The organism is Pseudomonas sp. AC355 (genome assembly GCF_979258205.1).
On record NZ_OZ409843.1, the window covers coordinates 499,309 to 524,125 of the forward strand.

The window sequence follows — 24,817 nt, forward strand, 5'->3', positions numbered from 1 at the left end:
AGGAGGGGCTCAGCCGTTCACTTGCTTACGGCCGATGCCGTAATAGTCGAAGCCCTCGCGATCTACCTGGGCGAGGTCGTACTGGTTGCGGCCGTCGATGATCACCGGCTGCTTGAGCAGCTTTTTCAGCGCCTTGAAGTCCGGGCGACGGAATGGCTTCCACTCGGTGACCAGAACCAGTGCGTCGGCATCGATGGCCGCTTCGTACTGGCCGTCGACGATCTGCAGGCGACCTTCGCTGAACCAGTGCTCGGGGAACTCGCGTGCGGCAGTTTCACTCGCAACCGGGTCGAAGGCTTTGACCTTGGCACCGGCGTTGATCAGGCTGTTGATCAGCACCACGCTCGGCGCTTCACGCATGTCGTCGGTACCCGGCTTGAACGCCAGGCCCCAGACAGCGAAGGTACGGCCCTTGAGATCGCCTTCGAAGTGCGCGGCCAGCTTGTTGAACAGCGATTGCTTCTGCTGCTCGTTGCGCGCCTCGACGGCTTGCAGAACCTTGGGTTCGAAGTCGTTCTGGTGGGCGATGCTGATCAGTGCCTTGACGTCTTTCGGGAAGCACGAGCCGCCGTAGCCGCAGCCGGCGTAGATGAAGTGGTAACCGATACGCTGATCCGAGCCGATGCCCAGGCGCACGTTCTCGATGTCCACGTCCAGGCGCTCACAGAGCCCGGCAATCTCGTTCATGAACGAGATCTTGGTGGCCAGCATGGCGTTGGCGGCGTACTTGGTCATTTCCGCATCACGCACGCCCATGAACTTGATGCGCGGGTTGTTGCGGATGAACGGTGCGTAGAGCTCGCTCATGGCCTTGCGAGCACGCTCGCTGTCGGTGCCGATGATGATCCGATCCGGGTGCATGAAGTCGTCGACTGCAGCGCCTTCCTTGAGGAATTCCGGGTTGGACACCACGTCGAAACTGATGTCCTTGCCGCGCAGCTCCAGTTGCTCGAGGATTTCGGCGCGAACCAGGTCAGCGGTGCCCACCGGTACCGTGGATTTGTTGATCACGGTGGTGTGACGAGTCATCAGGCTGCCGATCTGGCGAGCCACCTCTACCACGTAACGCAGGTCGGCAGAGCCGTCTTCACCGGGCGGCGTGCCAACGGCGATGAAGATGATATCCGACTGCTCCATGGCTTCCGGCAGGGCCGTGGTGAACTGCAGGCGACCGGCCTCGAAGTTCTCTTCCACGACGGTTTCCAGGCCCGGTTCATAGATCGGCAGAACACCGCGTTTGAGGTTTTCGATCTTCTTCGGATCGACATCCACGCAGACAACCGTGTTGCCCATCTCGGCGATACAGGCGCCGGTGACGAGGCCGACGTAGCCGGTTCCAACGACAGTGATGTTCATGGATAAAAATTCCTTGAGTGAGCGTTAATCGTTACGTGACGCCAAGTGGGCATCGTTCAATAAATGTCGCGTGAAAACAGGGTGAAAGGCGTCTTCACCAGAATCTTGATGTCCAGCCACAACGACCAGTTGTTGATGTAAGCCAGATCCTGTTCCACGCGTTGCTGCATTTTTTCCAGGGTTTCGGTTTCACCACGATGACCGGTCACCTGGGCCAGACCAGTGATGCCTGGCTTGAGGCGGTGGCGGGCCATGTAGGCAAGAATCTTGTCGCTGTAGTAGTTGTTGTGGGCCACCGCGTGGGGGCGCGGGCCAACCAGTGACATCTCCCCGCGCAGCACGTTGAGCAACTGCGGCAGTTCGTCGATCGAGGTGCGTCGCAGAAAGCGGCCGACCGGGGTGATGCGCGGATCTTCGCGGGTTGCCTGGGCGACTTTCTGATCGTCATGCATGCGCATGGAGCGGAATTTCCAAACCAGAATCACGCCACCGTTCCAGCCATGGCGTGGCTGCAGGAAGAACACCGGGCCAGGTGAGGACAGCTTCACGGCGATGGCGGCGGTGATGAACACCGGGCTCAGGGCCACCAGGGCGAGGAAGGCCAGGGTGCGATCCATCAGCTCCTTGCTGAACACGGCAGCAGGGTGCGAACTGATCGGGCTTTCGTTGAGGTAGATGGCTGGCAACTGTTCGATCTGCGAGATCGATTGGTTGAGCAGCGGCATGCTGCCGAAGTCCGGTACCCAGACCACGTCGACGCTCATGTCGAGCAGGTCGATGTAGAGCTTCTCGATGTGCGAAATCTCGTCCAGCGTCAGGGCGATGTATACACGACGTACGCCATGTTGCTCGGTTACTTCACGCAACTGGTGCAGGGCGCCGAGAATCGGGAAGCGGCCATCCTGGGTGTGCGCATCGTCGTTCGAGGCGAGCATGCCGATCAGCGGAACCCGGTTGGATGCAGCCAGGCGCTCGGCCAGTTCGTGGGCTTTTTCACCTGAACCAATGATCAACGAGACGCGATCGTTGCGCAGTTTTTCCGAATGAAGCCTGGCGAAATAGCGCAACGGGATGAAGGCGATGGCCTGTGCCAGGAAGCCGAGCAGCGCCCACTCGCGCATGATCTCGAAGGAGAACCGGTCCAGGCTTTGGCTGAAGTAGGCCACGAAGAGCAGGCCAGCGAGGAGCGTGAGCCAGCCAGCCAGCAAGTGCGCCAGACCGGTTAGGTAGTTGAAGCGCTTGTGGTATACGCGCAGCAGGCCATAGGCTGGCACGGAGCCCAGTACCGTAAGTACGATCAGCAGTCGGTACTCGGTCGGCACGTCGCCATAACGCTGGATGACCAGATAGCAGAGCAGCATGCTGACCAGAGTAATGGCACAGGCTCGATTGACCCCAGAACGTCAGCCCCCTGCGGTTTTCGGCAGGATTGATCCGTTTGGAAATCATGTGCGGCGATCCTCGTGCAAATCTTCGATGAAGTGTGATGCCCCCGGAAAACACACGAGAGGCGACCCGTCCGTATGCGATACGTATGGCGACACGCTGGGCGAACCCAACACTGCGCCGCGCTTGCGCGCCAGTCGGTAGCTGTACTGCGTCCTGTTGCCGAGTGCTCGACGCATGGTTTTCCAACCTCCAACAAATACGAATCCAGCGGCCTGAACCGACAGGCACGCGTTAATCAGGCAGTCAACTAAGCGAAATGCTGGTGTGCGATGCGCCAGGGCGTGTCGATGACCAGACGTTCGGCCTCTCTCTCGCCCAGGATCCGGGCGGCTTGCAGGAGACCTTCTTGTAATTGGGGGGGGCGGTGATCAAGGTTGTGAGCATCAGTCGCCATAATGCTGACCACGCGATGTCTCAGCAGTTCGTGAGCCAGGTGCATTGCGCGTTCACCAAAGCGACCAGCGGCAGAGGCAGCGGTCACTTGCAGCAGACAACCTTGCTCGATAAAGGGCTTGAGCTTGCTTGGCGTGTGCATCAGCACCTTGTTGCGTTCCGGGTGCGCGATGATCGGTACCACGCCGTTTTCCAGCAGCCACTGGGTCAGCCGTTCGGCGCCGAAGGGCATTTCCCCGTGGGGAAATTCCAGCAGCAGTGCCTTCTTGCCTTCCCACTGGCCGAGGAACGGAATGCTGCCGTCCATCACGCGGGTCATCAGCTCGCCAGAGAAACGAACTTCTGCGGCCGCGCCTACCTTGAGATCGATGCCGGCCTCCTGCAGCGCCAGGTTGAAGCTGTCGCAGGCGCTGCGAATGCTGTCACTGTCGTTGTCGTAGCGGCCGGCATGGATATGCGGCGTGCAAACGATATGGCTGATGCCGTTGGCCACGGCCATGCGGGCCATTTCCAGCGCGGTCGGCAGGTCTGCCGGGCCGTCGTCGATGCCCGGCAGCAAGTGGTTATGCAGATCGATCATCAGATACCTCCTGCTGTCATGCGCTGGTTGGTCATGGCTGCATCAAGCCTTGCGGTCGCTGTAGCCGTAGTGGTCGTAGTAGCCGCTGTACTCGCCGGAGCGGGCAGCTTTTTCCACGTCCACCTGGTTGAGCACCACGCCCATCACCGAAGCACCGCTCTGCAGCAGGTGGCCTACGCCACGCTGTGCCAGCGGAATCGAAGTGGCCTCGGACTTGATCACGTAGATGACCGAGTCGGCGAAGGTCGACAGCAGCGAGGCATCGCTGACCGCCTGGCTGGGCGGCGAATCGATGATGATGTGGTCGTAGCGCTCCTTGATCATCTCCAGGAACTTGGCGAAACGTGGCGATGCCAGCAGTTCCAGCGGGTTTGGTGGTACCGCACCGGCCGGCAGCATGTCCAGGTTGTTGCCCATGTTGTGGATGCAGTCTTCGACCTTGGCGCTGCCGCTGATCAGGTTGGCCAGGCCGGGTGTGCCGACCGGGAAATCGAAGCTCTTGGCCAGGGTTGGGCGACGCAGGTCGGCATCGATCAGCAACACGCGTTGCAGTTGGCTGAGGGCGAATGCCATGTTGGCCACCAGGGTGCTCTTGCCTTCGCCTGGCGACGAGGAAGTGACCACCAGTACCTTCTGCGAGTGATTGGTATCGGCCAGCATCAGGCTGGTACGAATGGTGCGGATCGATTCGCAGAAGCGCGCATCCTCGCCATGCTCGAAGAGATGCGCGGCGGTGTATTTGGTGTTGTTGGAAATCAGCGGCACGATGCCGAGAACCGGTAGGTTCAGCTTGTTCTCGACGTCGTCGGCGCTCTTGAAGGTGTTGTTGAGGATGTCGCGGATCACCGCCAGGGCGATACCGAATATCAGGGCCAGACCGGCAGCCAGGACAATCAGCAGCTTCTTGTTCGGCGCGCTGGCCTGAACCGGAGCGATAGCCTGATCGATGATTCGCGCATTGCTCGAGTTGACGTCCTGAGTGGCTGCGGTTTCGCGCAGGCGGGTCATAAACGTCTCGTAGAGCGAACGGTTGCTTTCCACGTCGCGGGTCAGCTCACGGATCTTGAATTCCTTGCGCGAAATATCCTGAATCTGCTCCTTGTTCTTGTTGAACGAGGCATTCAGGGAGTTCTCGTTGGCGACTGCCAACTGGTAGTTGCGCTCGATGCTCGCCACCACCTGCTCGACCTGGGCACGCAGACTTGCGGAGGCGGCGCTGAGATCCGACTTGGCAGCTGCCATGGCCGGGTGGCGCTCGCCATAACGGCGCGACAGCTCTTCGACCTTGGCGCGAGCGCGGGCTTCTTCAGCCTTGAATTGCTGGATCAGCGGGTTGCCCAGGACAGCAGGTACGCTGGACAGACGACGCCAGTCGGTAGAGCCCATGGATTCGACCTGACGGTACTGGCTTTCCGCTTCGGCACGCTGACGGCGGGCATCGATCATGCGATCGCCGGTCAGCGACAGCTCGTTGTTACTGATGGTGGCCACGCCGTTGACGTCTACCAGGCCTTCGGCTTCGCGGTAGGTTTGCAGGCGGTTTTCGGCTTCCTGTAGCGAGCTGCGCAGCTCGGTCAGGCGTGTATTCATCCAGGTGGTGGCCGACAGCGACATTTCCATCTGTGCTTCGAGCTGGCTGTCGATATAGTTGCTTGCCAGCGAGTTGGAGATTGCAGCGGCGGTCAGGCGATCAGGCAACTCGACGGAAATGCTCACCAACTGGCTTTTGCCTTCTACCCAGATACTGGTGCGATCCATCAGGATTTTGGTGGCGATATCCAGCAGCTCGGCTTCGGTCATCGGCTTGGCTGGCTCGGGTGCGTCGACCAGCCCGGTGACTGACAGCATGCCTTGCAGGCTGTTTACGAACCCGCCGACATTGATCAGTGGTTTAGGCTGTTGGCGTGGGTCGAAGTCCGGATGTTCGGTGAGGTTGAGCTCGCGAACAACTTTCTCGGCCACGCCGCGGCTCTTGATCAGCCCGAGCTGGGTTTGCAGGTATTCGTTTACCGCGCCGGTGGTGTCATAGACCTGCTGGAAGGACACCAACTGGGTGCCTTTGGTCTCGATCATCACCGTCGAGACGGCTCGGTAGATCGGCGTCATGCGGGAGACGGCGAGGGCGGTGACCAGGGTGATCACCACCACGAACAGGGCGATGGCCCACTTGCGCATCCAGATGGCGTTCCAGATACGCCGCAGGTCGATGTAATCGCTATCTGCTTCCGACGGCGATGGTTGCCACTGTCGGATCGTTCGTGCAGGACTGTTCATATTCAGAAGAACCCTTGATCGATGGTGATGGTGTCACCCGGCTTGACCAGGGTGTCGAGCGAGGCCTTTTCCGAAGCACGGGCTTCGCCTGTACCACGCGCGATGGTGATGCGTTTGGTGGAGGCGCGTTCGGTCAGGCCGCCGGCCAGTGCGATGGCGCGATCCAGAGTCAGGCCGGGCTGATAGGGGTAGCCGCCAGGCGCCTTCACTTCACCGCTGATATAGAACTCGCGGTAGGTGGTCACGCTGACGGAGACGCGAGGGTCGACCAGATAACCATCGGCCTTCAGTCTGTCGGTGAGGACGCGTTCGATGTCGCCGGCAGTCTTGTCGCTGGCTTCGATCGACCCCAGGAACGGGTAGGAGAAGGTACCTGCGTCGTTGAGGCGGATTTCCTCGAACGACAGATCCGGCTCGCCGAAGACACTGATCTTGAGCACATCGCCGGAACTCAGCCGATACTGTGGATTGGCCTGTGCAGTCGCTGCGAATGCGAGCATCAGCAGCAGCGAGAAGGCTTTGAACAGATGGTGGACTGACATCCGCGTACTCCTTGTGGTTGATTCGTCTCAGGCGCAGAAAAAAGGGCGCCGCCGCTCGCTGCAAAGGCGAACGGAGAAAAGTTGATAGGGGTGGTGACGTTGGTCGTCACCCTGTTGAGAAGCCCTGGTTTTAGAGGCTCAAGCTCAACGACAGCTGATAGATGTTCCGGTCATAGGATTTTTCCCGCACGCTCGAATCGTTTTCGGTGTGGCGGTAACCCAGTGATACATCGACCCAGCGATCCGGGGAGTAGGTGACTCCCAAGCCGTAACTGGTGCGCTCGTCCTTGCGCTCGATCGCTTTGTAGTCGCGATCGGAGAAGCGGTAATCAAGATCCGTACGGATGAAGGCCGACCATTCATGTTCCCAGCTCAGGCGGGTAGTGGTGTCCTGAACCGTGCTCGCACCGTCGTCACCTTCATCGAAAGCGCGGCGAGTGTTGAGTTTGACGACGGAGTAGGTGCGCGGTTCCCAGGCCACACCAACTTCCCACATCGGGCTGGTGTAATCCTCACGCGTATTGCTGTCGAAGTTCTTGCGTTCGGCACCGAGGCGCAGGGTGCCGGAGGTCTTGGCGGTCGCTTCCCAGGTAGCGCCGAACAGTGCGGCGTCATTGGTACTGTCGCGGTTGCTACCGCTGCGCACGTAGTCGTGATCGGTGTGGCGCAGCTCGACCAGCGATCGCGTGCTGCCACCGAGACGGTGGTACCACACGGTGTTGAACATGGTGCTATCGCGCTCTTCGTCAGCGTTGAGTTCACCGCTGTTGCGATAGCGGATGCCTTCGCGATTGACGCCGAATTCCAGCTGGTTCAAACCGCTCAGCGTGCCGTAGCTGTATGTGGCGCCAGCTACGGTGCGGTCGTACTTGTCGTTTTCATTGTCATCGGGATCCGCCAGATCGATGGTCTCCTCGATGCGGTGATAGCCAAGGTTCCAACGCAGGCGATTGCGTGAGTTGAATTCGAGAACGCTGCGAAAGCGCAGATGATGGTCGGTGTGGCTGGCCCTATCATCAGAGTGGTAGGTCTGGTCGTCGAATTCGTATTCGAGCTGGTAACCGCTGTTGCGCGTCTCGGCACTGAGCAGAAACTTCGGGTTGATGCTGGTAATCCAGGACGAGCCGGCACCATCACGCAGGCCGCGGTAGTTGTCGTCATAGCTCTCGGTAACGTCGAGGGTAGGCGTGAACTCGAAACCAGCCAGGTCGATGCTCGCCGGGTCGGTTGCCCAGCTGGCCGTAGACAGCGTACCTGCTAGCGAAGCCGTCAATATCTTGGTGAGTTTCATCGTGCCAAATCCCTTCCCGGGGTCGATCGCTTGAGTGGAGTGGCCGGGTGACTACGCTGCGGGACAACCTCCCGGCAGCCTCTGGTCAGTCACCTATCGCGTTGACTTGCGGCCATTTTTCATGAGTCATTGGTTGTCGGCCCAAGGAAGAAGTTCCCCGTTGGCCGTGAAACTCATCACAGGCTGTTCGATAAAAAAATAGGGAACTTTCCATGCGCTCTAATGGTTCGCTCTTGCCGTCAGTGCTTCAATCAGGGGCGGCATACTCGGTTCTGGAAAGTACGCTACCGCCCCAAGGCCGTCGCTCTTAAGGGCGTTGAAACTATATAGAGAGGGTGCGGGAGCTGTGGCTCCAGGTTCAGTCCAGAGAGTAGAGGTAATGCATTACAGGGATGTTAATGAGGTTGAGCAATATTCATGCCTGTAAAATAGAGAGTTGAGAAAGTGGCACGTTGATCTGCTTTTCTCGATCAAGTAAGCGAAGCAGTAGCATTACTCTCTGCTCACCGTCCATGGCCAGAAAGATCGCATCCATATCAGCCAGTGGGCCGCTGCTTATATGCACTCTGTCTCCTGGGGTTAGCGCTTTCGCTTGCGCTCTCTGGAGGCTGCGTTCTTTCAGTTGTTCGATAATGGCATCGTCTATCCGGCACGGAACTCCGCAGAAAGCGATGACCCTGCTGACGCCGCGCGTCGAGCGCAACTTTGCCCAGTTACTCTGGCTCCCCATATGCAGGAAAAGGTATCCGGGAAACAGTGGTTGAGTGACTTTTATGATTTTGCCAGCCTTGGTCAATTGCGTCCTTGTGCGCGGGCAAAAGCACTCGAAACCCTGTCTGTTCAGGTGTTCCCAGGCCTTGTCGTCGTGTCGGGGTTTGCACTGGACAAGGTACCAGGCGGTTTCCGATGACGTCACGTCGATGCTCATAAGGCTTCCGCTTTCCATGCTTGAGAAGTGCCATTAACTGCTGTTCTGGCAGATCATCGATGGTAGGCCTTCCGTAACCCATTCGGTGCGTTTCGACGACGAATGGCGAGTTATTTTATGCGCTTTTAAATCCGACAAGTGGCTGCCAGAATTGTGCTGTCATTTTGGTTTTTATTTGCCGGAAAGGTGCATATTAATTGCGTGTTGCCAATATCTATAAAAGTTCCATGGCAACTTGTAAGCATTTTTATGGCGCCTGTTTTTTGATGGTCTCGTGTTGCCTGTTGCGCACTGTCATAACCCTCCATTTGTGCGAGATGACACACCTGCATAACGGTTGATTCGGGTAAGGATTGAAGCCGTAGTGGCTAATAGATATCAACTCTGATTAAGGACGATGAATCATGACGCACATATACGCAGTGGTTCTTACTTATAACCGCAAGGATTTACTCGAGCGTTGCCTGGAGGCCGTGTACGCACAAACAAGACCCTGTGATGGCGTTATCGTGATCGATAACGCCAGTAACGATGGTACGGAGCAAATGGTGCTGGATCTGGCGTTGCCCGGTCTGGAGTTATATGTGCTGTCGGACAACGTCGGCGCATCCGGTGGTTTCAATGCCGGGTTCCGGATGGCTTACCAGCGCGGTGCCGATTTCATCTGGATGATGGACGATGACGTGATTCCCAGTGCCGATGCCTTGCAGCGACTGATCGAGGCGGATGAAGCGCTGGCTGTGCGGGATATCAAACGCACCTTTCTGTTATCGGGTGCCTACACCCAGGATGGTCTGGTCAACAACGCGCCGTCGCTGGATCAGCGGCGTAACCGAATCGATTACGAGTGCTGGCCGGCCACCGTGGATCTCGGCGTGGTGCCGGTTTCCCGTGCGACCTTCGTTTCCATTCTGGTGCCGCGCTCTACGCTGACCGAATATGGCGTGCCGATTTCCTCGATGTTCATCTGGGGCGAGGACACCGAGTTCACCTTACGTGTGACCCGCAACATACCGGGGTATCTGGTGGGCGCGAGCAAGGTGCTGCATCTGCGCCAAGAGGGCGGCGGGGCGATCAATATTCGTACCGAGAAGAGCCCAGCGCGGATTCGCTATCACCGCCACTTCGTGCGCAACGAGCTGTTCATCACCCGCAAGTACGCCAACCGTCGCCGCTTGCTGACGACCCTGAGCCATCGGCTTTGGGGGATGTTCAAATTGTTGCGTGGCGGTGAGTTCCTCAAGGCGCGCGTCGTGCTGCAGGGGCTGCTCGAAGCTCTGGCGTTCTCGCCGCGGGTCGAGTCCGCCGATGCGCCGCTGGACAGCCTGCGGGTGCAGATTCGTCGGGCCGTGGTGCCGGCGTTCGAGATGACCTTACCGGTGATGTCGCTGGATATCGAGCCGGCTGCCAGTTTCCTGCAGCCGGAGATGATGCCTGCTCAGTAGAGGCGTTCGGTGCGGTCGGCGATCAGTGGCCAGGCCGCATCCTTTTCCGAAATAGTGGTCACTGCCAGTGGCCAATCGATGCTCAGGCTCTCGTCGTTGTAACGCAGGCCCCGCTCGGCACTCGGTGTATAAGCGCTCGAAACCAGATAGCTGACCTCAACATCATCACTCAGGGTCTGGAACGAGTGGGCGAAGCCTGGCGGCACGTAAAGTTGCCGCTGATTGTCGGCGCTCAGCTCGAAGGCCTCGTGCTGCAGGTAGGTCGAGGAATCCTCACGCAGATCGACGATCACATCGACGATGACGCCGCGGATGCAGCGCACCAGTTTGGCTTCACCATGGGGCTGCATCTGATAGTGCAGGCCGCGCAGGGTGCCGCGACGTGCCGAGCGTGAGGTGTTCTGTTGCACGAAGTGGCTGATCAGGCCATGGCGCTCGAACTCTTCCGCGCAGAAGGTTCGCGCAAAGTAGCCGCGCTCATCGCCGCGTGGTTCCAGTGCGATCAGCCGGGCGTCGTTGAGGGTGGTGCTGTGAAAGATCATGGCTGCTCCTGATCGAGAAAGTCGCGAAAGCGTCGTGTGCTGGCGGCATCCGCTGCGAACAGGCATTCCTGCTCGGCGTACAGGCGGTCGACGATTCGCCCGCTGGGAAATTGCACGTCATCGAAGGTCAGTGCGCTGTCCTTGCTCACTGCGCGTTTGAGCGTGCAGCCGAGCGCCAGGCCGATGGGCAGCAGGTTTTCATCGCGGATAGCGGCGATGTTCTCGGCCATGCCGTAGGTCTCGTAACCGCCGAAATCATCGATACGGTCGCCTGGCTGCAGATCCTTCTTGGCCACCGTAATCACGCCCACGCTTGGGCCGCCGCGTGGAGTCAGTACCGGATCGCCGAACAGCACCGCGCGGGCGACCGAGTTGGGTACCTCGAAGTGACACAGGTGATAAGGCGTGTAGAAGCTGTAGTAGGGGCCCTTGCCGAGTTTGTAGAGCTCCAGGTAATGACGCTGGCGCGGATTTTCCAGGGTACCGATGACGAACACGCCAGGGCCCGGGCGGGCACCGACCACGTAATCGACCAGGCCGGGCTCGTCTGGCTTCAGGTGCGCTTCGAAGGCAGAGAGGGTGTCTTCGATGGGCACCAGTGGTGCGCCCGGATTGCCGCCGGAAAAGTCCGGGCCGAGCATGCCGCGGCGAGCGACGCGCATACCGGTGGCATTGGCCACGATGGCTTGCTCGAAGGAGATCTTGGTGCCATCGGCGAAGGACGCGACCATCGCCGCTTTCTGCCCCCATCGGCGCGCGAACTCCTGTTGCGTGGTCGGGTTGCGATACGGGTCGTGCAGGCCTTTGATGTTGCCGCACAGCACCGGCTTGATGCCGAGCCCCGCCACGAAGCGGTAGAGGTTCATCTGCACGCCCGGCTGATCGCCATCGGAAAAGGTGTAGATGAGTCCGGCTTGGTCAGCCTTGTGCTTGAGAATCGGGCCGATGGTGCCGTCCAGTTCGGCGTTCATCTGCACCACGTGCTTGCCGGCTTGCAACGCGGCGAGCACCGCGCCCGCCGCGTATTCGATGGAGCCGGTGACTTCGATGATCGCATCCAGCCCTTTGGCGCGCGCCAGGGCCAGGGCGTCCTCGGTGACCGCAGGCGTGCCACTGGCGATGGCGCGTTCCAGCTCGGCCTGCGTATAGCACTGCAGCGGCTCGATACCGGCCTGGTCGTACACGCCGACGGCACTGCCGATAGTGCGATTGGCCACGGCGCACAGGCGCATGCCGGTGGTCGCCGTGAGGATCTGCAGGGCGATGCCGCTGCCTTGGAAGCCGGCGCCGATCATGCCCACACGAATGGGTCGGCCTTCGGCTTCGCGTTTGGCCAGGGCGGTGTCAACGATGATCATCGGTGCTGCTCCTTCAGTCGTTCCACTGTTTCCACGGCGCGCCACTGGCCCAGGCGGTTTCCAGGGTGATCTTGTCGCGCAGCGAGTCCATGCTCTGCCAGTAGCCTTTGTGGTGGTAGCTGCCAAGCATGTCGCGCTCGACCAGGCGATCCATGGGTTCGTTTTCCCAGGTGGTCTGGTCGTCATCGATCAGCTCGAAGACTTCCGGCTGGCAGACGAAGAAGCCGCCATTGATCAGGCCGCCATCGGCAGCGCCTTTCTCGCGAAAGGCTTCGACGCGATTGAGGTCTTCGTTCAGACGCAGTGCGCCGTAACGCCCGGGCTGGGTGACGGCGGTAAGGGTGCACCAGCGCTTCGAGGCCTTGTGCACCTTGACCAGCTCGCTGATGTTCACATCGCTGACACCATCGCCGTAGGTCAGGCAGAACGGCTCGTTGCACAGCAATGGCATGGCACGCTTGAGGCGCCCGCCGGTCATCGAGTCGGCGCCGGTATCGAGCACGGTGACGCGCCAGTCTTCACTGACGCTCTCCAGCCAATCGATATTGCCGGTCTTCAGGTCGATGGTGTAGTCGGTGCGTTGCGCGCGGTAGTTGAGGAAGTAGTCGCGGATGTAATCGACCTTGTAGCCGCCGAGCACCACGAAATCGTTGAAGCCGTGGTGCGCGTACATCTTCATGATGTGCCAGATGATCGGTCGGCCACCGATCTCGACCATCGGCTTGGGACGGATCGCCGTCTCTTCGCTCAGGCGGGTGCCGAAGCCACCCGCAAAGATTGCAACCTTCATGATGGTGCTCCCCCGTGGTTAATGGACGCTGTATCAGTGGGCCAGATGGCCCGGTAATGCGGCCGCGATCTAGCGCGATTGCCAGCGCAGGTCTTCGCTCAGTCGGCCACTGTCGATATGGCCTTGCAGCACGCGCAGGCGCACGAGCGGCGATGTACGAAACTGGCTGTCGCTGAAGCTCATGCCCTTGAGGCCCTCGACCAGTTGGCTGATCGACCTCGATAAGGTCATTTGCGGCTGATGAGCGGGGGCAAGGCTGGCGAACAGACTGAAATCGACCTGATAGGAGCGGCTGTCGACGGGGGCTTCGGTATTGATGCTCACCTCGGTGCCGGGCAGGGCATCGGCTACCGCGGCGGCGAGGTCGCGAACCTGATGGTTGCGCTCGTTGCTGCCGGTATTCACGCGCAAGATGCGCCCGCCGTTGTCGGCGCTGCGCTGGATGGCCCAGTCGATGGCCCGCGCCATGTCGGCGACGTCGATCAATGGGCGCCATGGCGAGCCATCGCTGAGCACCGTGATGCGGCCTTCGCTGAGCGCACCGGCAACGAAGTCATTGAGCACCAGATCCAGGCGCAGCCGGTCGGACATGCCGCAGGCCGTGGCGAAGCGCAGGCTGGTAATCACCATGTCGCCGGCGATGTCGGAGAGCGCATCTTCGCTGCCGATCTTGGAGCGGGCGTAAGCGGTCATGGGCGAGACGGGATCGCTTTCTGTGCGCGGCCCACCCTGGGCCACGCCGTACACGCTGCAGCTGGAGGCGAAGACGAAGTTGCGTACCCCGGCACGGGCGGCCGCATTGGCGATAGCGATGGTGGCGTTCTGGTTGATTGCTTCGGTCACGCTGGCAAAGCGGTCGCCCATGGGATCGTTGGAGACGGCCGCCAGCTGCACCACTGCGTCGTAGCCTTCGAGGAACTGTGGTGAAAGGTCACGCACGTCAGCAAAGAACTGCTGGCTCAGGTGCTGTTCCGGCAAGACATGAGCGTTGGTGAGGCAGTGGGCGAAATAGGCGTTGTCGAAGCCATGCACGATGGCTTGGGGATGGCGGGTCGTCAGTTCGCGGATGACCGCCGGGCCGACGTAGCCCATGTTTCCCAGCACGAGAATTTTCATCAAGCCTTCCTTGCAATGACCGCCCACGGGTGGGGCGGTATCCATCGTTCGGCTGATAGTATTCCTGCGTCAGAAAAATGCTTGTTTATCTGATAGGCGGTTTTAGGTTGTTTAAAATATTGATTTATAAGGATTAATAATTATTTTCTGATTTCGGGGTCAGTTTTTTTAAGCTGCTGCGGCCGACTCAAGCCTTGTTCAAGGTGACCCCCGGCATCGCTGGAAGCCGCGCCGCATCAAGCTTCAACCGCTCAAAAAAGGGCTTTGTGGCGCGTTTCACAAAGTCGAAAGATTTCTGTCATTCGCTTGGCGGTCGTACCTCGGGATTAGCCAGCGGGCAGTCTTCACCCTTGAAAAACGCCCGCACGTTGGCAAAGGCATCGCCGAAATACAGCTCGTAACCTTCTCGCTCGACGTAACCGAGGTGCGGAGTACAGAGCACGCCCGGGTGGTTCAGCAGCGGGTGTGCGGGGTCGAGAATCGGCTCCTGCTCGAACACGTCCAGCGCGGCATAGCCCGGCCTGCCAAGGTTAAGGGCCTCGAGCAAGGCGCCCGGGGCGATCAGTTCGGCGCGGCTGGTATTGACCAGCAATGCGCTGGTTTTCATAAGTGCCAGATCTTTGGCGGTCACCAGATGCCGAGTGCTTTCGGCGAGGCGCAAGTGCAGGGTGATTACATCCGACTCGGCAAAGAATGCTTCCCGTGATGGTGCCGCGCGGTGTCCGTCGGCAATCGCGGCCTGGCGCGATGCATCGCTGCCCCAGACCAATACGGGCATCTCGAAGGCCTGGGCATAACGGGCCAGACGCTGGCCTATCTTGCCGTAGCCCCAGATGCCCAGCGTCTGCCCGGCCAGGCGCTGGCCGAGGTTGACTTGCCACTGCCCGGCATACATGCCCTGCATGGCCGGGAACAGCTGCCGTCTGGCATTGATGATCAGCGCCCAGGTCAGCTCTGCCGGGGCGATGGGCGAGCCACGGCCCTCCATGACGGCCACGCCATGGCGCGTGCAGGCGTCCACATCGAGGTGGCTGGAGACCTTGCCGGTCTGGCTGATCAGCTTGAGCTTCGGCAGTTGGGCGAGCAGTGCTTCGTCGATGCGCGTGCGCTCTCGGGTCAGCACCAGCGCATCGGCATCGGCGAAGCGCTCGGCCAGCAGTCGGGTGTCGTCGACGGCATCGTGATGGATGCTGACCTGATGGCCGCTCAGGGTGGCGAAACAGTCGAGGGTACGGATGACGTTCTGGTAGTCATCGGGAATGACGATATGCATGGCAGGCTCCCAGGCGGTTCAGGCTCCACAGGGAGCCTGATTCGGTGAAGTATCAGCCGACGCTCTGGGCCGCTGCCCTGCGGCGAGCCCGCCAGATACGCCAGATGGGCAAGGCTATCATCAATGCCACCAGGGCCCATACGGCCAGGGTGATCGAGCTGCTCCAGAGAATGCTCAGGTCACCATTGGACAGTGACAGGGCGCGTCGCAGGTTCTGCTCCATCAGGCCGCCAAGGATGAAGCCGAGCAGAATCGCCGAGAGCGGAAAGTCCATCTTGCGCAGGATGTAGCCGGCGACGCCGATTCCGATCATCAGGTACAGATCGAATGCCGTGGCGTGCACGGCGTAAACGCCGATCGAGGTGATGATGGCGATGGCCGGCACCAGCGCCCAGTATGGTACGGCGAGGATCTTGGTGAAGATCTTGATCATCGGCACATTGATGACGATCAGCATGATGTTGGCGATGAACAGCGAGGCGATCAGGCCCCAGACGATGTCCGGCTGGTCGCGAAACAGCAGCGGGCCGGGGGTGATGTTGTACAGCGTCAGCGCGCCAAGCATCACCGCAGTGGTGCCGGAACCCGGAACGCCGAGGGTCAGCATCGGCACCAGCGAGCCACAGGCCGATGCGCTATTGGCGGTTTCAGGCGCCGCCAGGCCGCGCAGATCGCCGTCGCCGAACTTGTTGTCTTTCACGGCCAGGCGCTTCTCGCTCATGTATGCCACGGCACTGGCCAGGGTCGCACCAGCGCCCGGCAGGATGCCGAGGAAGAATCCCACCGCCCCGCTGCGCAGGTTGGTGGCCAGTACCGACAGGCCTTCCTTCATGTTGAACAGCATACGGCCCTTGGCTTCGATAGCCTTCTGGCCATGGTGAGTACGCTCGAGCAAGACGAGAATTTCACTGACCGAGAACAGACCCAATACCAGCACCACGAACTGGATACCATCGGCCAGGCCGAGGCTACCGAAGGTGAAGCGATACACGCCGCTGTTGGAGTCGATGCCGACGCAGGACAGCAGCAGGCCGATGCAGCAGGCGATGGCCGTCTTCATCGGTTTGTTGCCAGCCATGCCAGCCAGACAGACGATGGCAAACACCATCAGCACGAAGTATTCAGCGGGGCCGAATGCGACCGCCCATTTAGCCAGCAGGGGGGCAAAAATCACCACGCCGCAGGTGGCCATCAAACCGCCGACGAAGGAGCTCCAGGCGGAGATCGACAGGGCGATACCGGCTTTGCCCTGGCGTGCCAGCGGGTAGCCGTCGAGGGTGGTCATCACGGCCGATGCTTCGCCTGGGATGTTCAGCAGGATCGAGGAAATACGGCCGCCGTATTCACAGCCCAGGTACACGGCCGCAAGCAGGATCAACGCGGTTTCCGGCGGCAGACCAAGGGCGAAGGCGATGGGAATCAGCAGCGCCACGCCGTTGATCGGGCCCAGGCCCGGCAGCAGGCCGACGATGGTGCCAATCAGGGTGCCGCACAGTGCGGTGAACAGGTTGTAGGGGCTCAGGGCGACGCCGAAGCCTTGCCCCAGATAGCTGAAAGTATCCATCCGTTTAGAACTCCAGGCCAGAAAACAGGCCAAGTGGCAGCGGTACATCGAGGGCTTTGTCGAACAGCAGGTAGAGGCCCACCGCGAGTAGCACGCCGGAGGTCAGGCTGGCTTTCCAGGTGCCTTCGTACAAACGCGCCATGGCGATGGCGAAGAGAGTACTGGCGATGATGAAACCGGCGAGTTCGAACAGTGCGGCGTAGATCAGTAGTGCCACGATGCACAGCACGATCTTGCGGATTACGTGACGATCCAGGGCTGGCTCCGCTGGTTCATCGCTGGCCCGCGACGGCTTCACCAGCAGGTAGATGGCGCCCATGGCGATCATCACGATCAGCAGCAGGGGAAAGGCTCGCGGCCCTACCGGCTCGTAGGAAAACGGCGCGTGGTAGCCCCAGGCCACCAACGAGAGGCCGAGACAAAGCAGCAGGCTGACGCCCGCGAAAATACGGTCTTGCATAGGGTGCTCCATGGGGAGAGCCGAATGGCTCCCCCCGGAAGGGTTATTCGACCAGGCCGAACTCGCGGCCCAGCTCTCGGTATTGCTCGACCTGCTTGTGTACCAGCGCCTTCAGCTCCGGCCCGCTGACATACATCGGCAGTACGTCGCGGTCGACCATGTAGCGTTCGAAGTCGGGTGAGGATTCCAGTTTGGCGAACGACTCGCGCCACCACTGCACCTGCTCTTCTGGCACGTCCGGGCCGAGGAAGTAACCGCGGATCAATGGCCACTGGATCTCGTAGCCTTGCTCGCGAGCGGTGGGAATGGAGGCCAGGTCACCCGGCAGGCGCTCTTCGCTGAATACCGCCAGGGTGCGGATGTCGTTGCCCTTCTGCGAGGCGATCTCGCTGGCGCTGCCGGTGACCAGATCGACGTGTTTGCCCATCAGCGCCATGTAGTGCTCGGAGCCGCCTTCGAACGCCGCATAGCGCAGTTCACTGGGATTGATGCCCGCGGCCTTGGCGAGCAGCGCGATCTTCATCCAGCCCTGGCCGCCGATGCTGCCGCCGCCACCGACGACGACGCTTTTCGGGTCTTTCTTGAGCGCTTGCACGACATCGTCGAGATTCTTGTACGGCGAGTCGTCGCGAACCGCCAGGGTGCCGTAATCGGCGCCGATGGTGGTCAACCACTGCACGGCGTTTTCATCAAATTGGCCGTATTTGCCCAGAGCAAGGTTCAGCAGCGAAGCACCGGAGAACGCGATCAGCGTGCCCGGCTCGTTACGCCGATTGGCGGCTATCGAATTGTAGGCAACAGCGCCGATGCCACCCGGCATGTACGTGACGCGCATCGGCGACTTGAGCACGGCATTGTCTTTCAGGCCGGCCTGGGCGAGCTTGCAGGTGAGGTCGAAACCGCCACCCGGTTTGCTTGGCGCGATGCATTCGGGCCGGTGTGGCTGATCGGCGTTGGCCTGCAGGCCGGTCAGCAGTAGTACGCCGGCGAGGGGAAGAAGGCAGTTCTTGAAAGCTTTCATAGTGTTACCTGTATTGGATTTATTGGCAGGTTCTTCGTGGCGCCGTATCACCAGATCGGCAGGGCATAACTCAGGATCAAACGGTTTTCATCGATGCCGCGGGTGAAGTTGGCGCGGTAGGCCGCGTTGCGCCAGGTGACTTTGAGGTTCTTCAGCGGCCCATCGGCGAATGCATAAGCCAGGTCGGTGTTGCGCTCCCACTCTCTGCCGCTATCGCCATTCGCGAGGTCGATTCCGCTGCCACGGACGTAGCGCGTCATAAAAGTCAGACCGGGGATACCCAGCTTGCTGAAGTCATAGTCATAGCGAACCTGCCAGGAGCGCTCATCGGGCCCGGCAAAGTCGTTGATCTGCAGAAAGTTGGTCAGGTAGGGCGTTGCGCCGTCGACATAGGTGAAGCCGTCGTCGCCATGCATGCGCTGGTAGGCAACGCCCAGGGCGTGGCCGGCCAGGCTGTAAGTGAACATGGCGTTGAACACTTGGTTGTCGATATCGCCGGCACGCGCCTGGCCACTTTCACTGTTGTTGAAGTAGCGCAGGTCGCTTTTCAGCTTGCCCGGGCCCAGGGCAAGCGTGTGCTGCAGGCCGAGGAAGTGCTGGCGGTAGATGTCACTCAGCTCACCCTGGTGGTAACTGACCTGGGTGGTTGGTGTCAGCGCATAGTCGAGGCTGGCGAAGCGTAGATGATCGCTGCTCGGGCTGCCGCCAAAACGGCCGTTCTTGTTGTTCAGTGCCAGATCGCTGGAGCCCGAGACATCGCGCTGCACCACCTTGGAGATTTCGCCGAACGAGGCGGTCAGTCGGTCGATGTCCTTGCTCTGCAACTGCCAGCCCTCGAAGGTCTGGGGCAGTAGGCGGCTGTTGCTGAACTGCAGGGTTGGCATCTTAGGTAGCAGGGTACCGACCTTCAGTACGCTGTCGGCGAAACGCACCTTGGCGGTCAGCCCCAGCTTGCTGTAGTCGTCCTCGGCGCGCCGATCACCGTTGCGCGGCAGCAGCGCGGTGCCAGAGCGGTCGGGTGATGAGTCGAGCTTTACGCCGAGCATGGCCAGGGCGTCCACGCCGAAACCGACGGTACCCTGGGTGTAGCCGGACTCCATGTTGAGGATGAATCCCTGAGCCCATTCTTCACGCTTGTTCTGCCCTGGGCCGTCGCGAAAGTCGCGGTTGAGGTAGAAGTTGCGCAGTTCCAGATTGGCCTTGCTGTCGTCGATAAAGCCAGCCGCCTGGGCATTGCCCACGGCCAGCGGCAGGCCCGTCAGGAAGGCGGGAGCGAGGGATACGTAGAGCAGATTCTTTCTTGTCATTATTGTTTTCTCGTTGTTGACAGCAGGTGACGTCAGTTTTTCTGGGTGCTTCTTGCCGCCAGCGGCACATAGACATCGCCGGCGAAAAGGCGCCGTGCGGTGCGTATCAGGGAGGCCTGCATGTGTTGCGGCTGGCTGTCTTCGCCAGGCGTGAGTGACACTTCGATTTGCCCGCCCGGGTGTTCCAGACGTACCAGGGCGGCTCCGGTTATCGGCGCGATGTCGAACGCAACGCTTCCCGGCAAAGCGCAAGCGCTGGCCAGGCCGATGGCGCCGGTGGCGGCGATGGAACGATGGCAGCTGTGCGGCATGAAATAGCGGGTCGACAGCGTGCCGCCGTTGCGTGACGGGGCAAGCAGCACGGGTTTGGGGATCACCATCTGGCTGACGTCACCGAGGCCCATGGCTTTGCCGGCCTGCAGGCGGATGCTCTCCAGGCGCTCCAACAGCGCGCTGTCGGCGTCCAACTGCGCAGGTGTCTCGTAGCCGGTCTTGCCCAGCGCTTCGGCGTGCATGATGACCATGGGCATGGCCATGTCGATGCAGGTGGTCTCGACACCGTCGAAGCGGTCACGAACATTGCCGGTGGGCAGCAGTTTTCCGGTCTTGGCACCGGAAGCATCGAGGAAGGTCAGCTTGATCGGCGCGGCGCTGCCGGGAACGCCATCGATGCTGGTTTCTCCTTCATAGCGAACCTTGCCCTTGGGCGTCTGCACTTCCGAGTCGATCAGTGTGTTGGTGTTGAGGTTACGAATCCGTACCCGGGTCACTGGGGCGCAGGCGTTGACCAGGCCATGTTCGATGGCGAACGGGCCAACGGCGCAGAGCATGTTGCCGCAGTTGGGCGCCGTATCGACCCGGCGCTGGGCGACCATGACCTGCACGAACAGGTAGTCGACATCGGCATCCGGGTGAGGGGAAGTACTTACGATGGCGACCTTGCTGGTCTGCGGATTGCCGCCGCCAATGCCGTCTATTTCCAGCTCGTGACCCGAGCCCATTACTTTGAGCAGCAGCTCGTCTCGCTGGGCAATATCGGAGGGCAGGTGGTTGGCCAGAAAGACCGGGCCGCGAGAAGTGCCGCCGCGCATCAGGACGCAGGGAATGGCTTGCATGATGTCTCCAGTGCAATAAATTCGCTTATTGTTGCTTTCCTTAAATGGTGGTCAGTGTCTTTTGTTTTGTAAATTGCATATATTTCAACAACTAATGCTTTTTGTGCATTAATGCGCCTGCTAGAGGCTTCGGCTGGCGGATTTCATCAGACGGTCGCCGTGTTCTGATTAATGGACTAATCTGCCTCACATAATAAAAGTCGTTATTGATAGGTTTTATGCATGAATTACGAGCTTCAGGATCTTCGTGCCTTCGTCAAAATTGCTGAATTCGGCAATTTCCACGAGGCGGCCAACGCCATTCACCTGTCCCAGCCGGCGCTCACCCGACGCATGCAAAAGCTGGAAGAGGGCTTGGGTACCCAACTGCTCGATCGCACCACGCGGCGGGTCAGCCTGACGGCCGTAGGGCGTGATTTCCTGCCGAAGGCTCGGCGTCTGCTGGATGATTTCGAGCGTTCGATTCTGGGCATTCGAGAACTGGCCGAGCGTCAGTCCGGGCAAGTCACCCTGGCGTGCATTCCCACTGCGGCGTTCTACTTCCTGCCCACGGTGATTCGCGAATTCAATCGGCAATACCCGAAGATCCGCATTCGCATTCTCGACCTGAGCGCCCACGAAGGTCTCGAAGCCGTGCTGCGTGGTGAAGCGGATTTCGGTATCAACATGCTCAGCGGGCAGAACGCGGAGATCGATTTCACTCCGCTGGTCAACGAGCCCTTCGTGCTCGCCTGTCGACGTGACCATCCCCTAGCGGAGCAGCCTCAGGTGGCGTGGCGTGAACTGAGCGATTACCGCTTGATCGGCGTGGGGCGTTTGAGCGGCAACCGCGTGCTGCTCGACCATGGCCTGGCCAATCTCGATTGGCGGCCCAGTTGGTTCTACGAGGTTCAGCACCTGTCCACTTCTTTGGGGATGGTCGAGGCCGGCCTCGGCATCGCCGCCATGCCCAGCCTGGCGATGCCGGCCGAAGATCACCCGACGCTGGTGCAGCGCCCTCTGGTTGACCCGGTGATCAGCCGCACCCTGGGGCTGGTGCGCCGTCATGGGTCATCGCTGTCACCAGCAGCGGAGCAGTTCGTCGATACCTTGCTGCGCCAGTGGCCGGGTTATACCGCGCTGGGCGGTGACAAGCCGGCGTGACGCTTTCCCGCGATTTTGCGCTTTTCAGCCATTCGGAGATGTAGTTTTACTGATGCGTTAAATGCATTAATTGCTTAAATCTTTGCATTTGATGGAATTGTTGGTGCATGTAACTCTTTTGCTCAAGACATCAATCGGCCTGATTGATCAGCAAAAGAGTAAGAATCATGCAGCCAATTCCTTGTGTGCTCATGCGCGGAGGCACCTCGAAAGGCCCGGTTTTTCTCGCCAGCGACTTGCCTGGGTCGGTAGACGAGAGAAATGAAGTCTTGTTGTCGGTCATGGGTGCAGGGCATGAGCTCGAGATCGACGGCATAGGCGGTGGCAGCCCGCAGACCAGCAAGGTCGCCATCGTCAGCCCGTCCAGTCACCCGGATGCCGATGTCGACTACCTGTTCGTGCAGGTCATGGTCTCCCAGCGGCGCGTCGATACCGCGCCCAATTGCGGCAACATGCTTTGCGCCGTGGGGCCCTTCGCGGTCGAGCAGGGCCTGGTGAAGGCGGGGCTCGCTACCACCGAAGTGCGTATCAGGAACCTCAATACAGGCACCTTCGTCAGCTCCAAGGTGCAGACGCCAGGCGGCGCAGTCACCTACGCCGGGGCGACCCGCATCGATGGCGTGCCGGGTGTCGCCGCACCTATCGAACTGACTTTTCTGGATGCCGCCGGCAGCAAGACCGGCAAGCTGTTTCCCACAGGCAATACCCGCGACCGCTTCAATGGCGTCGAAACGACCTGTATCGACATGGCCATGCCGATGGTGCTGATCGATGCCGCCAGCCTCGGCAAGACGGGCCGCGAATCACCTGCCGAGCTCGACGCCGACCTGGATTTTCTCGCCCGGCTCGAATCCATTCGTCTGCAGGCTGGGCTGGCCATGGGGCTTGGGGATGTCACCGACAAAGTGATTCCGAAACCTGTCCTGCTGGCGCCTGCCTCGGCCGGCGGAACGATTCAGGTCAGGTATTTCATGCCCCATAACTGCCACCGCGCATTGGCCATCACAGGCTCCATCGGTCTGGCCACCGCTTGCGTCAGCGTGGGAACCGTGGCCGCGCAGATGCTTGATCTGGATGCCAGTGCAGCGCGCATGAGCCAGGTGCGGATCGAACATCCAAGCGGTTCGATCGAGGTGGCACTGGCGTACGTGGGCGAGCAGGGCGAGACCATTCGTGCGTCCGTGGTACGCACCGCCAGGCGACTGTTTTCCGGTGAGGTTCACGCTCCTGAGGAGCGCCTTCTGGCCGGATGACATCGCCGTCCAGTGAGGCCTTGGTCTTCTGGCAAAGGGTTCTACGGAGAGAGCCATCACTGCAGCAAACGAAGCATGTAACTTGGGCAAATCCGGTTGTGCCGGATCGCCACGAGATGCTCGTCTCCAAAAACAAAAAGAGAGAACTCTATGCTCGCTTTACTCGGGTTGGCGATGGTGGTCGTGTTCACCTACATGATCATGTCGAAGCGGATGTCGCCCATCGTGGCGCTCACCTTTATTCCGATCGTTTTCGCCATTGCTGCAGGCTTTGGCGATTCGACCGGCAAGATGATTCTCGATGGCCTGAAGATGGTCGCGCCCTCGGCGGCATTGCTGCTGTTCGCGATCCTGTTCTTCGGGCTGATGATCGACACCGGGCTGTTCGATCCGCTGATTCGCAAGATCCTGCGCAAAGTCAACGGTGATCCCGTGAAGATCGCCGTAGGGACTGCGCTGCTGTCCCTGACCGTTGCGCTGGACGGCGATGGCACCACCACCTACATGATCACCTGCGCGGCGATGTTGCCGCTGTACCGCCGTATCGGGATGAACCCCATGGTGCTCGCCACGGTTTCGATGCTGTCGCTGAGCATCATGAGTGGCATGACGCCCTGGGGCGGGCCTGCGACCCGCGCCATCGCCGCGCTGGGGCTCGATGCATCCGAATACTTCATCCCGCTGTTGCCGACCATGGTGGCCGGTGCTGCCTTCGTGGTGCTGATCGCCTACGTGCTTGGCCGCAAGGAGCGCAGCCGCATCGGCAATACCAAACTGCAGACTGGCGGCGGCAACTGCTATATCGAGGAGATCCTCGGCGACCAGCCCTACAAGCGTCCTCGTTTCGTGTGGGTGAACCTGTTTCTGGTGATCGCCGTGATGACGGCGCTGGTGATGGGCATCGCTCACGCTGCCGTGCTGTTCCTGATCGGTTTCGTGGTCGCTCTGATGATCAATTACCCACAGCTCGATATTCAGAAGGAGCGCATCCTCTCCCACTCGGGAAATGCCATGACGGTGGTGCTGCTGGTCTTTGCGGCAGGGGTGTTCGCAGGCATCTTCTCGGGTACCAAGATGGTCGACGCCCTGGCGCAAAGCATCGTCAACATGATCCCGCCGTCGTGGGGCCATCTGTTTCCGCTGGTAGTGGCAGTCACCAGCATGCCGCTGACGTTCGTGTTGTCGAACGATGCCTACTATTTTGGCGTGGTGCCCATTCTCGCCAAAGCTGCAGCAGCCTATGGCATCGACCCGGTGGAAATCGCCCGCGCTTCGATTCTGGGGCAGCCGGTTCACCTGATGAGCCCCCTGGTGGCTTCGACTCTGTTGCTGGTCGGCATGGTGGACAAGGACATCGGCGACTTTCAGAAAGCCACGGTGAAGTGGGCCGTCCTGCTGTCGCTGGCAATCACCCTGGTGGCGGTACTCACGGGAGCCATTTCATTTCTGGTCTGAGTACCTGAAGGCGCGCAGGCACGGCTGTTCCCGGTGGCCTGCCGCTGATGGGGGAGGAGTAATGCTCGTATCAACAGTGGGGCTGGGCCGGTAATTAAGTTTTGTTATATCATAACCATTCGCTGTGCCGGGTAGACCCTCTGTCTGCCCGGCTTTCTGTTC

Annotated in this window: 20 protein-coding genes and 1 pseudogene; 4 read left to right on the plus strand and 17 right to left on the minus strand. The window is 60.3% G+C overall.

Annotated elements, in window-relative coordinates; all coding sequences use genetic code 11:
* Positions 1-9: 9 nt before the first annotated feature.
* From ACZ0AI_RS02400 to rfaH, 7 genes and pseudogenes are all read right to left on the minus strand, one after another.
* Positions 10-1,356: a UDP-glucose dehydrogenase family protein gene (locus ACZ0AI_RS02400; RefSeq protein WP_463564394.1), complete on the minus strand. Its 1,347-nt coding sequence runs from the start codon at positions 1,354-1,356 to the stop codon at positions 10-12.
* Positions 1,357-1,412: 56 nt separating this feature from the next.
* Positions 1,413-2,805 (minus strand): annotated as a pseudogene (locus tag ACZ0AI_RS02405) (undecaprenyl-phosphate glucose phosphotransferase).
* A gap of 247 nt (positions 2,806-3,052) precedes the next feature.
* Positions 3,053-3,778 carry a tyrosine-protein phosphatase gene (locus tag ACZ0AI_RS02410; protein WP_463566223.1) on the minus strand — a complete coding sequence of 242 codons (726 nt, stop codon included), beginning with the start codon at positions 3,776-3,778 and terminating at the stop codon, positions 3,053-3,055.
* Positions 3,779-3,820: 42 nt separating this feature from the next.
* Positions 3,821-6,052 carry a GumC family protein gene (locus tag ACZ0AI_RS02415; protein WP_463564397.1) on the minus strand — a complete coding sequence of 744 codons (2,232 nt, stop codon included), beginning with the start codon at positions 6,050-6,052 and terminating at the stop codon, positions 3,821-3,823.
* A gap of 2 nt (positions 6,053-6,054) precedes the next feature.
* Entirely contained in the window at positions 6,055-6,594 is a 540-nt protein-coding gene (locus tag ACZ0AI_RS02420; protein WP_463564398.1) for a polysaccharide biosynthesis/export family protein, read from the minus strand.
* Positions 6,595-6,724: 130 nt separating this feature from the next.
* Positions 6,725-7,885, minus strand: a complete 1,161-nt coding sequence (locus ACZ0AI_RS02425; RefSeq protein WP_463564399.1) for an outer membrane beta-barrel protein — start codon at positions 7,883-7,885, stop codon at positions 6,725-6,727.
* A 415-nt stretch (positions 7,886-8,300) separates the two neighbouring features.
* Positions 8,301-8,813: a transcription/translation regulatory transformer protein RfaH gene (gene rfaH / locus ACZ0AI_RS02430; protein WP_463564400.1), complete on the minus strand. Its 513-nt coding sequence runs from the start codon at positions 8,811-8,813 to the stop codon at positions 8,301-8,303.
* 404 nt (positions 8,814-9,217) lie between these two features.
* Here rfaH and ACZ0AI_RS02435 point away from each other — a divergent pair, with 404 nt between their 5' ends.
* The gene (locus tag ACZ0AI_RS02435; protein WP_463564401.1) at positions 9,218-10,258 is read left to right on the plus strand and encodes a glycosyltransferase family 2 protein; all 1,041 of its coding nucleotides are present in this window, start codon (positions 9,218-9,220) and stop codon (positions 10,256-10,258) included.
* Here the strand turns inward: ACZ0AI_RS02435 and rfbC are convergent.
* The 10 genes from rfbC to ACZ0AI_RS02485 form a co-directional block, all read right to left on the minus strand.
* A complete protein-coding gene (gene rfbC, locus ACZ0AI_RS02440; protein WP_463564402.1) occupies positions 10,252-10,800 on the minus strand; it encodes a dTDP-4-dehydrorhamnose 3,5-epimerase in 549 nt (182 codons plus the stop codon). The two genes, ACZ0AI_RS02435 and rfbC, sit on opposite strands and share 7 nt — an antisense overlap.
* Complete coding sequence (locus ACZ0AI_RS02445) at positions 10,797-12,158, minus strand: NAD(P)H-dependent oxidoreductase (protein ID WP_463564403.1); 1,362 nt, start codon at positions 12,156-12,158, stop codon at positions 10,797-10,799. The genes rfbC and ACZ0AI_RS02445 overlap by 4 nt, the downstream gene beginning before the upstream one ends.
* Before the next feature lie 13 nt (positions 12,159-12,171).
* Positions 12,172-12,948, minus strand: a complete 777-nt coding sequence (rfbF, locus tag ACZ0AI_RS02450; protein WP_463564404.1) for a glucose-1-phosphate cytidylyltransferase — start codon at positions 12,946-12,948, stop codon at positions 12,172-12,174.
* 69 nt (positions 12,949-13,017) lie between these two features.
* On the minus strand, positions 13,018-14,064 hold the full coding sequence (locus ACZ0AI_RS02455) for an NAD-dependent epimerase/dehydratase family protein (protein WP_463564405.1): 1,047 nt from the start codon (positions 14,062-14,064) through the stop codon (positions 13,018-13,020).
* A gap of 298 nt (positions 14,065-14,362) precedes the next feature.
* Complete coding sequence (locus tag ACZ0AI_RS02460) at positions 14,363-15,337, minus strand: D-2-hydroxyacid dehydrogenase family protein (protein ID WP_463564406.1); 975 nt, start codon at positions 15,335-15,337, stop codon at positions 14,363-14,365.
* Positions 15,338-15,389: 52 nt separating this feature from the next.
* Complete coding sequence (locus tag ACZ0AI_RS02465; protein WP_463564407.1) at positions 15,390-16,901, minus strand: tripartite tricarboxylate transporter permease; 1,512 nt, start codon at positions 16,899-16,901, stop codon at positions 15,390-15,392.
* 4 nt (positions 16,902-16,905) lie between these two features.
* Positions 16,906-17,361, minus strand: a complete 456-nt coding sequence (locus tag ACZ0AI_RS02470) for a tripartite tricarboxylate transporter TctB family protein (protein WP_463564408.1) — start codon at positions 17,359-17,361, stop codon at positions 16,906-16,908.
* A gap of 43 nt (positions 17,362-17,404) precedes the next feature.
* Complete coding sequence (locus tag ACZ0AI_RS02475; RefSeq protein WP_463564409.1) at positions 17,405-18,382, minus strand: Bug family tripartite tricarboxylate transporter substrate binding protein; 978 nt, start codon at positions 18,380-18,382, stop codon at positions 17,405-17,407.
* A 47-nt stretch (positions 18,383-18,429) separates the two neighbouring features.
* Positions 18,430-19,689: an OprD family porin gene (locus ACZ0AI_RS02480; protein ID WP_463564410.1), complete on the minus strand. Its 1,260-nt coding sequence runs from the start codon at positions 19,687-19,689 to the stop codon at positions 18,430-18,432.
* Positions 19,690-19,721: 32 nt separating this feature from the next.
* Positions 19,722-20,804 carry a 4-oxalomesaconate tautomerase gene (locus ACZ0AI_RS02485; protein ID WP_463564411.1) on the minus strand — a complete coding sequence of 361 codons (1,083 nt, stop codon included), beginning with the start codon at positions 20,802-20,804 and terminating at the stop codon, positions 19,722-19,724.
* A 222-nt stretch (positions 20,805-21,026) separates the two neighbouring features.
* On the opposite strand from ACZ0AI_RS02485, the gene ACZ0AI_RS02490 reads away from it, so the two are divergent.
* The 3 genes from ACZ0AI_RS02490 (at position 21,027) to ACZ0AI_RS02500 (ending at position 24,655) form a co-directional block, all read left to right on the plus strand.
* On the plus strand, positions 21,027-21,947 hold the full coding sequence (locus tag ACZ0AI_RS02490) for a LysR family transcriptional regulator (protein WP_463564412.1): 921 nt from the start codon (positions 21,027-21,029) through the stop codon (positions 21,945-21,947).
* A gap of 167 nt (positions 21,948-22,114) precedes the next feature.
* Positions 22,115-23,200 (plus strand): 4-oxalomesaconate tautomerase, encoded by a 1,086-nt coding sequence (locus ACZ0AI_RS02495; RefSeq protein WP_463564413.1) that lies wholly within the window; start codon positions 22,115-22,117, stop codon positions 23,198-23,200.
* Positions 23,201-23,350: 150 nt separating this feature from the next.
* Positions 23,351-24,655, plus strand: coding sequence for a CitMHS family transporter (locus ACZ0AI_RS02500; RefSeq protein ID WP_463564414.1), 1,305 nt, complete (start codon positions 23,351-23,353; stop codon positions 24,653-24,655).
* Positions 24,656-24,817 lie beyond the last annotated feature (162 nt).